A 16,136-nucleotide genomic window follows, 5' to 3' on the forward strand; every position below is an offset into this window, starting at 1 on the left:
ACTTGATTTCAGTGATTTCATTTTTTCATTAATAAGAGGGTTCAAATACCCAGCTATTACATATCACTTGACTTTTTAAACGGAAAATTACTCCAAGAGGAGGAAGAACTCATGAATCAATTTCATGCGACTACAATATTTGCAATCCACCATAACGGTGAATGCTCCATGTCCGGTGATGGTCAGGTGACATTTGGAAATGCCGTTGTGATGAAACACACTGCTAGAAAAGTAAGAAAGATATTTAATGGTAAAGTATTGGCAGGTTTCGCTGGTTCAGTGGCAGATGCATTTACACTTTTTGAACTGTTTGAAGGAAAGTTAGAGGAATATAATGGAAATCTTCAAAGGGCTGCTGTCGAGCTTGCTAAAGAGTGGAGAAACGATAAGATGCTTCGCAAGTTGGAAGCGATGTTAATTGTCATGAATCGCGAAAGTTTGTTACTTGTATCCGGAACTGGTGAAGTGATTGAACCTGATGACGGAATTCTCGCTATCGGCTCAGGGGGAAATTATGCATTGGCAGCTGGCCGTTCTTTAAAGAAATATGCAGGTGAACATTTATCTGCAAAAGAAATTGCAAAAGCTTCTTTAGAAATAGCTGCAGAAATATGTGTATATACCAACCACAACATTATCGTTGAAGAGCTGTAACGGGAAGGAGACAAAAAAATGGTAAAAACTACGAATTTAACTCCACGCCAAATAGTTGAAAAACTTGATCAATATATTATTGGACAAAAGGATGCAAAGAAAGCGGTTGCGGTTGCTTTGAGAAATCGTTTCAGAAGAGGTCTTTTAAATGAAAAGCTTCGTGAAGAAATTATTCCAAAAAATATTTTAATGATCGGTCCAACAGGGGTAGGTAAAACGGAAATTGCCAGAAGAATGGCAAAGCTTGTCGGTGCTCCGTTTATAAAGGTAGAAGCAACTAAATTCACAGAAGTGGGATATGTTGGCCGAGATGTTGAATCCATGGTTCGCGACCTGGCTGAAACTTCTGTTCGTTTAGTGAAAGAAGAACGGATGCAAAGTGTGAAGGAAAGAGCCGAAGAAAATGCTAATAGCAGGCTTGTGGATTTACTTGTTCCATCCGCTAAAAAAGCTACAAACTACAAAAATCCACTTGAAATGTTATTTGGGGGAGGAAATGCTACTTCTGAACCAGATACACAACAGGATGATTATTCTGCTCAGGAAAAGAGGAAGATTGTCAAAGAGAAACTCGCTCTTGGACAATTAGAGGATGAAGTAGTTACCGTAGAAGTAGAAGAGCAAACCCCTTCTATGTTCGATATGCTTCAAGGTTCAGGGATTGAACAAATGGGCATGAATATGCAAGATGCTCTTAGCAGTTTTATGCCGAAAAAGCGTAAGAAACGAAAACTAACGGTTCATGAAGCAAGAAAGGTGTTAACAAATGAAGAAGCTGCAAAACTGATTGACATGGATGAAGTTTCATCAGAGGCAATTTACCGAGCAGAACAAACAGGAATTATTTTTATTGACGAGATTGATAAAATTGCCAGTAAAAATTCCGGTGGCTCATCGGCAGATGTCTCAAGGGAAGGCGTTCAACGTGATATCTTACCGGTGGTTGAGGGATCAACTGTTGTTACTAAGTATGGTTCGATTAAGACAGACCATATTTTATTCATTGCAGCGGGGGCATTTCATATTGCCAAACCTTCAGATTTAATTCCAGAACTTCAAGGGCGTTTTCCGATTCGTGTTGAACTTACAAAGTTAACGGTGGAAGACTTCTATAGAATTTTAATCGAGCCTGATCATGCCTTAATTAAACAATATCAAGCATTATTGGAAACTGAAGGTATACAAATTGAATTTTCTGACGATGCTATTCGTAGAATCGCTGAAGTAGCATTTGAGGTCAATCAAAATACCGATAATATTGGGGCTAGACGACTCCATACGATACTTGAAAAGCTGTTAGAGGATTTATCCTTTGAAGCTCCTGATATCACAATGGAGAAAATTACGATCACTCCACAATATGTAGATGAAAAGCTTGGTGCAATTTCAAAGAATAAAGATCTAAGCCAATTCATTCTTTAGGAATGTAGATTTTTTGAATTTTTCAGGAGATGCCATTCTTAAATACTTATACAGGAACTGTTTTACAAAAAAATTTAATAATGGTTGTAGTTACTAGGAGGAAGAAACAGATGGATTTACTTACAAAAACTAGACGAATTAATGTTTTACTACAGAAGGCAGCAGGTAAGCCTGTTAATTTCAAAGAAATGTCGGAAACGTTAAGTGAGACGATTGAAGCGAATGTTTACATCGTTAGCCGCCGCGGGAAGCTTTTAGGATTTTCAATTTATCAACAAATTGAAAATGAACGTTTAAAGAAAATGTTTGAGGATCGACAATTTCCTGAGGAATACTCTAAAGGGTTATTTAATATCCAAGAGACTTCTTCAAATTTGGATATTGAAAGCCAATATACTGCATTCCCAGTAGAAAATAGAGACCTTTTTAAGGAAGGTTTAACAACAATTGTTCCAATTATTGGTGGCGGGGAACGCCTAGGTACTTTAATTCTAGCAAGACTGCAAGAAAAATTTCATGATGATGATTTAATTCTAGCCGAGTATGGTGCGACCGTTGTAGGTATGGAGATTCTACGTGAAAAATCGGAAGAAATCGAAGAGGAAGCAAGAAGCAAAGCTGTTGTTCAAATGGCGATTAGTTCATTGTCTTATAGTGAATTAGAAGCGATCGAACACATTTTTGAGGAGCTTAACGGCCATGAAGGTTTATTAGTTGCTTCAAAGATTGCTGACCGTGTTGGAATTACACGTTCTGTAATTGTAAACGCACTAAGAAAGCTTGAGAGTGCAGGGGTTATCGAATCACGATCACTTGGTATGAAGGGTACGTATATCAAGGTCCTCAATGACAAGTTTCTTGTCGAACTTGATAAATTAAGATCTAACTAATATGAGACCATCCCCAATTTTATAAAATTGGGGATTTTTTTAGAATGAGTAAAGAATAGTCATTGTTTTTTACCTGTTGATTGGAGCGGAAAACAACAACCTGTTTAAAAAAATTAAAAAGTAGTTCTTGATTGTTATATTTACTTATGCTATATTATTTCATGGTGTTAATACACACGCTTGTTGATTTAAATAGATGGTGCTGAATAAATCAGTTTCTATTTAAAAATGAGACGAGCGGAGGAAAACAAACCACTAGGAGGAAAAAACACATGTCAGTTATTTCAATGAAACAATTGCTTGAAGCAGGTGTACACTTCGGACACCAAACTCGCCGTTGGAACCCTAAGATGAAGAAATATATCTTCACTGAGCGTAACGGTATCTACATCATCGACCTTCAAAAAACAGTTAAAAAAGTGGAAGAAGCTTATAACTGGGTTAAAGATCTTGCTGGTAACGGCGGAACTATTCTTTTTGTTGGTACTAAGAAACAAGCTCAAGATTCTGTTAAAGAAGAAGCAGCTCGTTCTGGTATGTACTATGTTAACCAACGCTGGTTAGGTGGTACATTAACAAACTTTGAAACAATCCAAAAGCGTATTGGCCGCTTAAAAGATATCGAAAGAATGTCAGAAGACGGTACTTTTGAAGTATTACCTAAGAAAGAAGTTGTTCAACTTAAGAAAGAACAAGAACGTCTTGAGAAATTCCTAGGCGGAATCAAAGACATGAAGCAACTTCCTGATGCACTATTCATCATCGATCCTCGTAAAGAGCGTATCGCAGTAGCAGAAGCTAAAAAGTTAAACATTCCTATCGTAGGTATTGTTGATACTAACTGTGATCCAGATGAAATCGATGTTGTAATTCCGGCTAACGACGATGCAATCCGTGCTGTTAAACTATTAACTGGTAAAATGGCGGATGCGATCCTTGAAGCTAAACAAGGCGAAGAAGTAGCACAAGAAGCGTAAGATAGTGACTTATTCAGAAGGTGATAAGAGGGAGACCCTTTATCACCTTTTTTTAAGAAATGTTTATCTTAAGTTTGAATGGCTAAGATATAGAATAGTACATAGTTTAAAGGAGGAATTTTAAAATGGCAGTTACTGCTCAAATGGTAAAAGAACTTCGTGAAAAAACAGGCGCAGGCATGATGGACTGTAAAAAAGCACTTACAGCAACAGATGGTGATATGGACAAAGCAATCGATTTCCTACGTGAGAAAGGTATTGCTAAAGCTGCTAATAAAGCAGACCGTATTGCTGCTGAAGGTTTAACTTCAGTGGTAACAGAAGGTAACGAAGCGGTTATCCTTGAAGTTAACTCTGAAACTGATTTCGTTGCTAAAAATGAAGCATTCCAAGCTCTTGTTCAAGAACTTGCAGCTCACTTATTGAAAAATAAACCAGCTACTGTTGAAGAAGCATCTGCTCAAACAATGGAAAACGGAGCAACTGTTGCTGATCATATCAATGCTTCTATCGCAAAAATCGGAGAAAAGCTTTCACTTCGCCGTTTTGCAATTGTAACTAAGACTGATAATGATGCTTTTGGTGCTTACCTCCACATGGGTGGCCGCATCAGTGTTCTAACAGTACTTGAAGGTACGACTGATGAAGCTTCTGCGAAAGATGTTTCCATGCATATCGCTGCATTAAGACCAAAATATGTATCTCGTGACCAAGTATCTGCAGAAGAAGTTGAGCATGAGCGTCAAGTGTTAACACAACAAGCACTTAACGAAGGTAAGCCAGAAAACATCGTAGCAAAAATGGTAGAAGGCCGTCTTGGCAAATACTTTGAAGATGTATGTCTTCTTGACCAAACTTTCGTTAAAAACCCTGATCAAAAAGTTCGTCAATTCGTTGAATCAAAAGGTGCAACTGTACGTGAATTCGTACGTTACGAAGTAGGCGAAGGTATTGAAAAGAAAGAAGACAACTTCGCTGAAGAAGTTATGAACCAAGTAAATAAAAAATAAGTCAAATATTCTCTAGCATGAAAACCAAAGCTATAAGGGAATGTTACTGTAATAGTTTTTAAATAGGGGACACAGTGTGTTCCCTATTTTTGAAGAGAAATATATAATAAATATATCTAGCTCCAGCGCCTAGGGGCTCGAGGTCACAAGCCAATCCGTCCAAAAGGTTAAAGAACAACCTTTCGGTCGGCTCGTCTTGTGCTTGTCGCCCCTAGTCAAGGCGCTTGCGCTTTTAACAAACGGAGGTTTATATGAGCGGTCCTAAGTACAAAAGAGTAGTATTAAAATTAAGTGGGGAAGCACTTGCTGGGGAATCCAGTTTTGGTATTAAACCTTCTGTAATTAAGTCAATTGCTGAACAAGTGAAAGAAGTAGCAGAACTTGGTGTTGAAGTCGCTGTCGTTGTAGGCGGTGGTAATATTTGGCGGGGTAAAATCGGCAGTGAGATGGGTATGGACAGAGCCACTGCTGATTATATGGGAATGCTTGCAACAGTGATGAATTCGTTAGCACTTCAGGATAGTTTGGAGCAATTAGGAATTGAATCACGTGTACAAACATCCATTGAAATGCGTCAGGTAGCTGAACCATATATTAGACGTCGTGCGATGAGACACCTAGAAAAAAGTCGGGTTGTTATTTTTGCAGCAGGTACAGGTAATCCTTACTTCTCAACAGATACAACTGCGGCATTAAGGGCAGCGGAGATTGATGCGGAAGTAATCTTAATGGCTAAAAATAATGTCGATGGTGTTTATTCTGCAGACCCAAGAATCGATGCCAATGCAACTAAGTATGAAGATCTTACATTCTTAGATGTCATTAAGGAAGGTTTAGCGGTTATGGATTCAACTGCCTCTTCATTATGTATGGATAATGATATTCCGTTAATTGTGTTCTCGATTATGGAACAAGGCAATATCAAAAAAGCTGTTATGGGAGAAAAAATTGGAACTATCGTTAGGGGGAAAAACTAATGCCAAAACAAGTCATCGCCTCGACAAAAGATCGTATGACCAAAGCAATTCAAGCATATACTCGTGAGCTAGCAAGTATTCGTGCTGGCCGTGCCAGCGCTTCATTGTTAGATCGTATTACGGTTGATTACTATGGAGCTCCAACACCTGTTAATCAAATGGCGGGAATTTCTACTCCAGAAGCTCGTTTACTCGTGATTCAACCATATGATAAATCCATTCTTGGTGATATTGAAAAAGCGATTTTGAAATCTGATTTAGGATTAAATCCTTCTAACGATGGATCTGTTATTCGAATCGCCATCCCTCAATTGACTGAAGAACGACGCAAAGAACTTGTTAAGTTAGTTAAAAAAGAATCAGAAGAAGCGAAAGTAGGGATTCGTAACATTCGCCGTGATGGGAATGACGATTTGAAAAAACTTGAGAAAAATGGTGAAATTACAGAGGATGCACTTCGCGGCTATTCCGATGATATTCAAAAGCTAACAGATGAGTTTATTCAAAAAATTGATCAAATCACGAAAGATAAAGAAAAAGAAATTTTAGAAGTGTAGGAAAAACAGTGTCTGCTGTTAGTTAAAATTTGATTTAAAAGACCCTCTATAATAGGGGGTTTTTTCACTATTCAAGGGATTAGCAAATTGTCCTCTTAATATTTCTGAACATTATTCTTAATTCCTGTTATTTTACATAAGGTATTATAAGAGATATCTTTTAGTTTTTTTGGTATGATAATATCATCTGACCTAAAAATCTTTTTACATAGTTGGATATGTGAATACATGATTTATTATCGGAGGAAATGAATTAATTAATTGAGGAGCAATGTTATGTTGAATAAATTTGGGCTTTGGAAGAAGCCGGCTAACTCTTCCACACTCCGAGATAAAATAGAAGAAATAAAAGAATCGCCTATCCCTGAACATGTGGCTATTATTATGGACGGTAATGGGCGCTGGGCAAAAAAAAGAGCCTTGCCGCGTATTGCAGGTCATCACGAGGGCATGAAGGTTGTCCGTAAAACAACCATGCTGGCTAATAAACTCGGAATCAAGTCCTTAACCTTATATGCCTTTTCTACTGAAAACTGGAAACGTCCAAAAAATGAAGTGGAATATATTATGAAACTTCCGGAAGAATTTTTAGGTACTTTTCTTCCTGAATTAATTGAGAATAATGTTCAAGTTAAAATGATGGGGTATAAAGATCAATTGCCTTCTCATACACTCCATGCAATTGAAAGGGCGGTTGAAGAAACGAAAAATAATACAGGACTTGTCCTTAATTTCGCCTTAAATTACGGAAGCAGGGCAGAAATACTCGATGCTGTAAAACAAATTATAAAAGATAACAAAAATGGTATACTGAAGGAGACGGAACTAAATGAAGAAGTCTTTTCCTCTTATTTAATGAGTTCCGATTTCTCAGACCCAGACTTGTTAATCCGGACTAGTGGTGAGATTCGCTTAAGCAACTTTATGCTATGGCAATTAGCTTACTCTGAATTTTGGTTTACTGATGTTTTATGGCCAGATTTTAACGAGGAATATTTCCTTGAAGCGATTGAAGCCTATCAAAAACGTCAGCGCAGATTTGGCGGAATCTTATCGTAGTATTATTACCTCTCTTAAAACATAAAAGGTGTTGAACTAGATGAAGCAAAGAATCATTACAGGAGTGGTAGCAGCGGCATTATTTTTGCCAATTGTATTTTACGGAGGACTTCCATTTGTTCTGTTGACATACATTCTTGCTACAATTGGGTTATACGAACTATTAAAAATGAAAAATTTGAATATCTTTTCAATAAACGGCTTATTATCACTAATTTTCCTTTGGGTGATTATTTTTCCTAAGCAGTATCATCATATTCTCTCGAGTTTTTTTTATTCAAAGACTGAGGTCGCGATGATCTGTATTATGTTGTTATTAGCCTTTACGGTGATAACAAAAAACCGTTTTACCTTTGAAGATGTTTCTTTTTCAATATTATCAGCAATTTATGTCGGAATTGGTTTTTACTTTTTTATTGAAACTCGTGAGGCAGGACTTGTTTATGTTTTTTATTCGCTATTTCTTATTTGGGCAACGGATTCAGGTGCCTATTTTGTTGGTAAAGCGATGGGGAAACATAAGCTTTGGCCGGAAATTAGTCCCAATAAGACAGTTGAAGGCTCATTGGGCGGTGTCGTTTGTGCTGTGATTGTGGGAATATTATTTTCTTTATTTTCCAAAACGATTCCAGTCGGTTTAGTTACATTAATGGGTATTACTGTTGTTCTTTCTGTTTTTGGACAAATTGGCGACCTTGTCCAATCCGCTTTTAAACGTCATTTTAATGTAAAGGATTCAGGCAAAATTCTCCCTGGTCATGGGGGAATACTTGACCGATTTGACAGCCTATTATTTGTTTGGCCAATATTAAACTTATTCCATCTTTGGACATAAGGTTGTCATGAATTGTCTAGCTACAGCCCCAGCCACTAGTGTAGTAGTTCAGTAAAAGGGCGCTTCCGCTTTTCTTATTAGGAGTTGAACCACTTGAAAACAATTAGTTTATTAGGTGCTACTGGATCAATCGGGGTCCAAACCATTGATATTATTCGAGAGCACCCTGAAGAATTTCAATTAGCAGCATTTTCGGTTGGAAAAAATATAGATTTAGCTCGAAAATTCATCAGCGAATTTAAACCATTACTAGTTTCCGTACAGGATTCTAGTGATTGCTCAACTTTAAAAGCAGAATTTCCAAAGACTAAGTTTACGTTTGGCAGTGAAGGGTTAATCGAGGTAGCTGTATTTGAAAAATCGGATATCCTCGTTAACGCTGTTCTTGGCAGTGTGGGTCTTCATCCCACATTACAAGCTATTGAATGTGGAAAAATTATTGCGATTGCTAATAAAGAAACATTAGTAACTGCGGGACATTTAGTGCTAGAAGCGGCTAAAAGAAATAATGTACCGCTTCTCCCTGTTGACAGCGAACATTCTGCCATTTTTCAAGCATTGCAAGGAGAAATGGATAAAAATATTGAACGTTTAATTTTAACGGCATCCGGTGGAAGTTTCCGTGACCAAACCCGGGCGGAACTAGTGGATGTTACCATAGAGCAGGCCTTAAACCATCCAAACTGGTCGATGGGTGCGAAAATAACTATTGATTCCGCTACTATGATGAATAAAGGGCTGGAGGTTATTGAAGCTTACTGGCTGTTTGGAGTTCCTTTTGAAAAAATAGATGTATTACTTCACAAAGAAAGTATCATTCATTCAATGGTAGAGTTTCATGACTCTAGCATTATCGCTCAATTGGGAACACCTGATATGAGGGTGCCTATTCAATATGCACTTACATACCCTGACCGGCTGCCTCTTATCTCAGCCAATCGATTGAATTTAGCACAAATCGGTAAGCTGCACTTTCAGGAAATGGATTTTAAGCGTTTCCGCTGTCTTGATTTTGCTTATATAGCTGGTAAAGCAGGTGGAACCATGCCTACAGTGTTAAATGCAGCAAACGAAGCGGCAGTGGCTGAGTTTTTAAAAGGGAATATTCGATTCTTACAGATTGAGGACTTAATTGAACAAGCATTAAGTACGCATCAGGTGATTGCAAATCCAAGTTTAGCTACAATTGAAGAAGTTGACAAAGAGACTCGACAGTTTGTACACTCACTACTATAGGAAAGATCCTTCCCTATCCTCTAAAAAAGGTGGTTTTATCATTGAGCACAGTTATTGCCTTCATTGTGATTTTTGGCGCGCTGGTCTTCTTTCATGAATTAGGTCATTTCGTTTTCGCGAAAAGAGCAGGAATTCTATGCCGTGAGTTTGCGATCGGAATGGGACCAAAGGTGTTTACTCATAAAAAGGGTGAAACTACCTATACCATTCGTCTATTACCAATTGGCGGTTTTGTTCGAATGGCCGGAGAAGACCCTGAGCTGGTTGAAATTAAGCCTGGTTACCGTATTGGACTTTTGTTTAATAAGGAAGAAATCGTCAATAAAATTATCTTAAATAATAAAGAGAAATTTCCTCAATGCCGGATTGTTGAAGTTGAGTTTGCTGATATTGAAAAGGATTTAATTATAAAGGGATATCCAGAAGATGAAAACGAAAGCTTCCAGACATTTAAAATTGATCCTAAAGCAGTAATCGTTGAAAATGGCATTGAATCCCAAATTGCCCCTATTGACCGACAGTTCGGCTCCAAAACATTACCTCAAAGATTTATGGCAATCTTTGCGGGCCCAATGATGAATTTTGTATTAGCCTTCGTCGTCTTTATTATCATTGCTTTATTACAAGGTGTCCCATCAAATGACCCAAAATTGGGTGTTATTACTCCTGATGGTGCCGCTAAATCTGCGGGTCTTCACAAAGGGGATATTGTAGAAAGTATAAATGGTTCGGAAATATCCAGTTGGACAGACGTTGTTGAAATTATCAGGAAGAATCCAAATCAGAAACTTGATTTTTCAATCCTTCGAGATGGCAAGGAGAAAGATATTCAAGTAACCCCGCAAGAAAAGACGGTTGACGGTGAGAAAATGGGGATTATTGGAGTTTATAGTCCTGTCGAAAAATCACCGATTCAAGCGGTGAAATCAGGATTTACTGAAACCTACTTCTGGACGAAGCAGATTTTTGTCATGCTTGGTAAGTTGGTAACTGGTCAATTTTCCATAGATGCACTATCCGGTCCTGTTGGAATTTATAAGTCCACTGATGAAGTGGCTAAATCCGGAATATATTACTTAATGAAGTGGGCTGGCATATTAAGTATAAACTTAGGGATTATGAATTTATTACCGATTCCGGCTCTTGACGGTGGAAGGTTAATGTTTTTTGCAGTTGAAGCAGTAAGAGGGAAACCAATTGACAGACAAAAGGAAGGGATGGTCCATTTTATCGGCTTTGCCCTCCTTATGCTGCTTATGTTGGTGGTTACCTGGAATGATATCCAGAGATTTTTCCTATAAATGATCAGTTAAATTTGTTATTCTTATTTAGGGATCGCTAACGCGGTCTCTATTTTTTGCGGGAAGTTTGTCGAAATTAGCCGAAATGATCAATTATCCTATGGTATAATTAAATTTTGATATAGATAAATAATAGTTTTAATAGATGGGAGAGAGACGATGAGCGAACATGCCTTAGGCAATAAAGAGCGATTCAAACTCTTGCTCCAGCAGCTGCAATTAATAGAAGATGCTGTAGTAGTGCATTTCGAAAATGCACAAATTGAAAGGCTTCTGGTTGAAAAGAAAGAAAGGAAGTGGCACTTTCAATTCATATTTGAAAAAATACTTCCATTCAATGTTTATCTCAAGTTTACAACACAGCTTGAAAGAGCATTTTCCAACATCGCAGCCATTTCCTACAATATCCAAGTAAATAATCAAGCCGTCACGCCGGAAATGTTACTAGAGTACTGGAACTATTGTATCCAGCAAATTGACGGAATTTCACCTCCGCTTGTAAAACTTCTAAATGAACAAATTCCGGTAGTTAGTGGAAATAAATTAACCGTTTCTGTTAGAAATGAAGCAGAAGGACTTGCTTTAAAGAGAAAATATGGTCCTGTTATAGGAAATATTTATCAAACCTTTGGTTTCCCACTATTGGCGATTGATACAGAATTAAAAAATGAAGAAAAAAATGATGAATATGAGCAATTTTTACTTGCAAAGCAGAAAGAAGATCAAGAGCGTGCCAAAATGGCCGTAGTAGAAATGCAAAAGAAGGAAGCCGATAAAGGGTCCTCGGGAGGAGACGCACCTACAGGACCGCTTACCATTGGTCTAACAATTAAGGATGATAGTGAACTTCGAAGTTTGATTGATATCGTTGATGAAGAAAGACGAGTCGTTGTGGAGGGCTATATTTTTGATGCTGAAATAAGAGAACTTCGTAGTGGACGATCCTTATTAACTTTTAAAATAACAGATTACACAAGTTCCATTATCGTAAAAATGTTTTCTCGTGATAAAGAGGATGCGGCCCTTTTCCAACTAGTCAAAAAAGGTATGTGGGTTAAGGTTCGTGGAAGCGTCCAGAACGATACCTTTGTCCGTGATCTTGTTATGATTTGTAATGATATTAATGAAATCAAACCTGCTGGGCGTAAGGATACCGCGCCGGAGGATGAAAAACGGGTTGAACTGCATCTTCATACGCCAATGAGTCAAATGGATGCTGTGACTCCTGTTAGTGCTCTTATTGCTCAAGCAAAAAAATGGGGCCATAAAGCGATTGCTGTTACAGACCATGCCGTAGCCCAGTCATTCCCTGAAGCCTATGGGGCTGGGAAGAAGAATGACATTAAGATTCTTTACGGTGTTGAGGTGAACCTTGTAGATGACGGGGTGCCAATTGCCTATAATGATGCCCATCGTCTGATTGCAGAGGATACATTTGTGGTGTTTGACGTTGAGACAACAGGCCTCTCAGCCGTTTATGATACCATTATTGAGCTCGCAGCCGTAAAAGTTAGGGATGGGGAGATCATTGACAGGTTCGAGTCTTTTGCGAATCCGCATCATCGTCTTTCGGCAACGACCATCAATCTGACTGGAATTACTGATGATATGGTTCAAAATGCTCCTGATGTGGATGAAGTAATCAAGGATTTTCATGAATGGATAGGAGATGCTGTCCTTGTTGCCCATAATGCCTCATTTGATATGGGTTTCTTGAATGTTGGATATAAACAAATCGGCTTAGAAAAAGCAAAAAATCCAGTCATTGATACATTAGAACTCGGACGATTTTTATATCCTGAATTGAAAAACCATCGTTTAAATACCTTGGCAAAAAAGTTCGATATTGAATTAACCCAGCATCACAGGGCCATTTATGATGCGGAAGCAACAGGCTATCTCCTTTTGAAAATGCTAAAAGATGCATCGGAGAAGGGAATTCAGTATCATGATGAATTCAATGATAATATGGGTAAAGGAAATGCCTATCAACGTGCCCGTCCATATCACTGTACACTTTTAGCCCAAACTGAAGCCGGCTTGAAAAATCTATTCAAACTAATCTCCATTTCACATATTGAGTATTTTTACAGAGTACCAAGACTCCCAAGATCCGTACTTCAAAAATATCGTGAAGGAATTCTAGTAGGATCGGGCTGTAATAAAGGTGAAGTGTTTGAAGGGATGATGCAAAAATCCCCTGAAGAAGTAGAAGCCTATGCTAACTTTTATGATTATCTCGAAGTCATGCCAAAAGAAGTAAATGCACCGCTGATTGAAATGGAACTCGTACGTGACGAAAGAGCGATGGAGGATATCATTGGCAAAATAGTTGCCCTTGGTGATAAGTTGGGGATTCCAGTGGTGGCAACAGGAAATGTCCACTACTTAAATGAAAATGATAAAATCTATCGTAAAATATTAATTAATTCGCAAGGCGGGGCAAACCCGTTGAACAGGCACGAACTGCCGGATGTTCACTTTAGGACAACTAATGATATGCTTGACGCTTTTGCATTTCTAGGTGCAGATAAGGCAAAAGAAATTGTTGTCACTAATACAAATAAAATTGCCGATATGATTGATGTCATTAAGCCTATAAAAGACGATCTGTATACACCACGAATTGAAGGTGCAGATGAAGAAATGCGTGAAATGAGTTATACAATGGCACGCAGTATCTATGGTGATGAGCTTCCAGAAATAGTGGAAGCTAGGCTGGAAAAAGAATTAAAAAGTATCATCGGGCACGGGTTTGCCGTTATTTATTTGATCTCACATAAACTAGTTAAAAAATCACTCGATGATGGTTATCTCGTTGGTTCGCGTGGATCCGTCGGTTCATCTTTAGTTGCTACGATGACCGAGATTACGGAAGTAAACCCGCTGCCGCCGCACTATGTATGTCCGACCTGTAAACATTCAGAGTTCTTTAATGATGGTTCCGTCGGTTCTGGATTTGACCTGCCTGATAAAGACTGCCCAAATTGTGGTGAAAAATACCGTAAAGACGGTCATGATATTCCATTCGAAACCTTCTTAGGGTTCAAGGGAGATAAGGTTCCCGATATCGATTTGAACTTCTCTGGGGAATATCAGCCGCGTGCACACAACTACACGAAAGTTCTTTTCGGTGAGGAATATGTATATCGTGCAGGAACGATTGGTACGGTTGCCGATAAAACAGCTTTTGGCTATGTAAAAGCCTACCAGCAAGATAATAATCTTCAAATACGCGGGGCCGAAGTGGAACGCTTAGCTTCCGGTTGTACGGGGGTAAAAAGGACAACTGGTCAGCATCCAGGGGGAATTATCGTTATACCAGATTATATGGATGTCTATGACTTCACTCCAATTCAATTCCCGGCGGATGATCGAAATTCCGAATGGAAAACGACCCATTTTGATTTCCATTCCATCCACGATAATGTCTTAAAGCTTGATATACTTGGACACGACGACCCGACCGTCATCCGGATGCTTCAGGATCTTAGCGGAATTGATCCAAAGACCATTCCGACTGACGATCCAGAAGTAATGAAAATATTTAGCAGTACCGAATCTCTAGGTGTAACAGAGCAGCAAATTATGTGTAAAACCGGAACATTAGGAATTCCTGAATTCGGTACCCGATTTGTTCGGCAAATGCTTGAGGATACGAAGCCAACGACATTCTCTGAACTCGTTCAGATTTCTGGATTATCGCATGGGACAGACGTATGGCTGGGAAATGCGCAGGAGTTAATTCATAACCAAATCTGTAACTTAAGTGAAGTAATTGGTTGTCGTGATGATATTATGGTTTATTTGATTTATCAGGGACTTGATCCTTCCTTTGCCTTTAAGATTATGGAATCTGTACGTAAAGGTAAAGGGCTAAGTGAAGAAATGGAAGCTGAGATGCGAAAGAATGAAGTGCCAGAATGGTATATTGATTCTTGCAAAAAAATCAAGTATATGTTCCCTAAAGCTCACGCTGCAGCCTATGTATTGATGGCTGTAAGGATAGCGTATTTTAAGGTACATCTTCCACTGCTTTATTATGCTGCCTATTTCACGGTTCGTGCCGAGGACTTCGATATTGAGGCTATGTCACGAGGGTCTGAAGCAATTCGAGCTAAACTTGAAGAAATTAATGCAAAAGGCCTTGAGGCGTCAAATAAAGAGAAGAACTTATTAACCGTTTTAGAATTAGCACTTGAAATGACGGAACGAGGTTACAGTTTCCAAAACTATGATTTATATAAATCAGATGCCTCAGAATTTATTATTGAAGGAAATACCTTAATTCCTCCATTTAATTCTATTCCTGGATTAGGAACCAACGCGGCTTTTAATATCGTGAAGGCAAGAGAAGAAGGAGAGTTCCTATCCAAAGAAGATCTACAGCAGCGTGGTAAAGTATCTAAGACCATCCTTGAATATTTAGATAAACAAGGCTGTTTAGCAGCACTGCCTGAACAGAACCAGCTTTCGTTGTTCTAGTACAACAAGGCGCTTTCGCTTTTGGGTTTGCATATAAACTATGGTTATGGTATAGTTTTATTGGAAATACTAAGAAATACTCTCGAGTTCAAGAGTGGGGAAACCCACTCTTTCGTTATGTAACCAAGCTGCTTTTGCATCTTGGTTTTGTTTACTATTGTTTTCTAGTCTAATTTGATAAAACTTTCCGTGAACTACATAGAATTTGGGTGGAATAATAGAAGAAAAGGAGGTAAAGCATGAGCAAAGTAACGGAAGTTGTTGAAGAGCTAGCTGCACCAATTTTTCAAGAACTTGGATTAGAATTAGTTGAAATCGAATATGTGAAGGAAGGGAAAAGCTGGTTTCTTCGCGTTTATATCGATAAGGAAACTGGTGTTGATATCGAGGATTGCGGTATAGTGAGCGAACGGCTGAGTGAGAAACTCGATGAAGTCGATCCCATTCCGCATAACTATTTTCTAGAGGTATCTTCCCCAGGTGCAGAAAGGCCATTAAAAAAGGCTAAAGATTTCGAAAAGGCCATCGGGAAAAATGTTTTTATTAAAACCTATGAACCAATTGATGGAGAAAACAAGTTTGAAGGTATGTTAGTGGGTTTTGATGGTCAACAAGTAGTCGTTGAGATAAAAATTAAGACTCGAAAAAAATCGATTGAAATTCCATATGAAAAAGTAGCAAGTGCCCGCCTGGCAGTTACTTTTTCGTAGGTAAAAAGAAAATTTAATATAAG

The 16,136-nt window shown here is 38.4% G+C and carries 13 protein-coding genes; all 13 read left to right on the forward strand.

Going from position 1 to position 16,136, the window contains the following annotated elements; genetic code table 11:
* Positions 1–111: 111 nt before the first annotated feature.
* The 13 genes from hslV to rimP all read left to right on the forward strand — a co-directional run bounded on the left by hslV (position 112) and on the right by rimP (position 16,113).
* Positions 112–654, forward strand: coding sequence for an ATP-dependent protease subunit HslV (gene hslV, locus CVD27_RS08320; RefSeq protein ID WP_101647429.1), 543 nt, complete (start codon positions 112–114; stop codon positions 652–654).
* 18 nt (positions 655–672) lie between these two features.
* The gene (gene hslU / locus CVD27_RS08325) at positions 673–2,076 is read left to right on the forward strand and encodes an HslU--HslV peptidase ATPase subunit (protein ID WP_101647430.1); all 1,404 of its coding nucleotides are present in this window, start codon (positions 673–675) and stop codon (positions 2,074–2,076) included.
* Positions 2,077–2,186: 110 nt separating this feature from the next.
* A complete protein-coding gene (gene codY, locus CVD27_RS08330) occupies positions 2,187–2,966 on the forward strand; it encodes a GTP-sensing pleiotropic transcriptional regulator CodY (protein ID WP_101647431.1) in 780 nt (259 codons plus the stop codon).
* 272 nt (positions 2,967–3,238) lie between these two features.
* The gene (gene rpsB / locus CVD27_RS08335) at positions 3,239–3,943 is read left to right on the forward strand and encodes a 30S ribosomal protein S2 (RefSeq protein ID WP_098528709.1); all 705 of its coding nucleotides are present in this window, start codon (positions 3,239–3,241) and stop codon (positions 3,941–3,943) included.
* 125 nt (positions 3,944–4,068) lie between these two features.
* Positions 4,069–4,953, forward strand: coding sequence for a translation elongation factor Ts (gene tsf / locus CVD27_RS08340; protein WP_101647432.1), 885 nt, complete (start codon positions 4,069–4,071; stop codon positions 4,951–4,953).
* Positions 4,954–5,204: 251 nt separating this feature from the next.
* On the forward strand, positions 5,205–5,930 hold the full coding sequence (gene pyrH, locus CVD27_RS08345; protein ID WP_101647433.1) for a UMP kinase: 726 nt from the start codon (positions 5,205–5,207) through the stop codon (positions 5,928–5,930).
* On the forward strand, positions 5,930–6,487 hold the full coding sequence (frr, locus tag CVD27_RS08350; RefSeq protein WP_101647434.1) for a ribosome recycling factor: 558 nt from the start codon (positions 5,930–5,932) through the stop codon (positions 6,485–6,487). Before pyrH ends, frr begins: the two co-directional genes overlap by 1 nt.
* Positions 6,488–6,763: 276 nt before the next feature.
* A complete protein-coding gene (locus CVD27_RS08355; RefSeq protein ID WP_101647435.1) occupies positions 6,764–7,546 on the forward strand; it encodes an isoprenyl transferase in 783 nt (260 codons plus the stop codon).
* Between the two features lie 40 nt (positions 7,547–7,586).
* Entirely contained in the window at positions 7,587–8,381 is a 795-nt protein-coding gene (locus CVD27_RS08360; protein WP_101647436.1) for a phosphatidate cytidylyltransferase, read from the forward strand.
* Between the two features lie 93 nt (positions 8,382–8,474).
* The gene (gene dxr, locus CVD27_RS08365) at positions 8,475–9,617 is read left to right on the forward strand and encodes a 1-deoxy-D-xylulose-5-phosphate reductoisomerase (RefSeq protein WP_101647437.1); all 1,143 of its coding nucleotides are present in this window, start codon (positions 8,475–8,477) and stop codon (positions 9,615–9,617) included.
* Between the two features lie 41 nt (positions 9,618–9,658).
* The gene (rseP, locus tag CVD27_RS08370) at positions 9,659–10,918 is read left to right on the forward strand and encodes an RIP metalloprotease RseP (protein WP_101647438.1); all 1,260 of its coding nucleotides are present in this window, start codon (positions 9,659–9,661) and stop codon (positions 10,916–10,918) included.
* 159 nt (positions 10,919–11,077) lie between these two features.
* Positions 11,078–15,403, forward strand: coding sequence for a PolC-type DNA polymerase III (locus CVD27_RS08375; protein ID WP_101647439.1), 4,326 nt, complete (start codon positions 11,078–11,080; stop codon positions 15,401–15,403).
* Between the two features lie 239 nt (positions 15,404–15,642).
* The gene (gene rimP, locus CVD27_RS08380) at positions 15,643–16,113 is read left to right on the forward strand and encodes a ribosome maturation factor RimP (protein ID WP_101647440.1); all 471 of its coding nucleotides are present in this window, start codon (positions 15,643–15,645) and stop codon (positions 16,111–16,113) included.
* The last annotated feature ends 23 nt before the right edge of the window (positions 16,114–16,136 follow it).

It is taken from the genome of Neobacillus cucumis, assembly GCF_002860255.1.
GTDB lineage: Bacteria > Bacillota > Bacilli > Bacillales > Cytobacillaceae > Neobacillus > Neobacillus cucumis_A.

Coding starts and splice junctions, on each gene's coding strand:
- codY (WP_101647431.1), top strand. CDS start 2,187: ATGGATTTACTTACAAAAACTAGACGAATTAATGTTTTACTACAGAAG.
- hslU (WP_101647430.1), top strand. CDS start 673: ATGGTAAAAACTACGAATTTAACTCCACGCCAAATAGTTGAAAAACTT.
- rimP (WP_101647440.1), top strand. CDS start 15,643: ATGAGCAAAGTAACGGAAGTTGTTGAAGAGCTAGCTGCACCAATTTTT.
- rpsB (WP_098528709.1), top strand. CDS start 3,239: ATGTCAGTTATTTCAATGAAACAATTGCTTGAAGCAGGTGTACACTTC.
- CVD27_RS08360 (WP_101647436.1), top strand. CDS start 7,587: ATGAAGCAAAGAATCATTACAGGAGTGGTAGCAGCGGCATTATTTTTG.
- tsf (WP_101647432.1), top strand. CDS start 4,069: ATGGCAGTTACTGCTCAAATGGTAAAAGAACTTCGTGAAAAAACAGGC.
- pyrH (WP_101647433.1), top strand. CDS start 5,205: ATGAGCGGTCCTAAGTACAAAAGAGTAGTATTAAAATTAAGTGGGGAA.
- hslV (WP_101647429.1), top strand. CDS start 112: ATGAATCAATTTCATGCGACTACAATATTTGCAATCCACCATAACGGT.
- CVD27_RS08375 (WP_101647439.1), top strand. CDS start 11,078: ATGAGCGAACATGCCTTAGGCAATAAAGAGCGATTCAAACTCTTGCTC.
- frr (WP_101647434.1), top strand. CDS start 5,930: ATGCCAAAACAAGTCATCGCCTCGACAAAAGATCGTATGACCAAAGCA.
- CVD27_RS08355 (WP_101647435.1), top strand. CDS start 6,764: ATGTTGAATAAATTTGGGCTTTGGAAGAAGCCGGCTAACTCTTCCACA.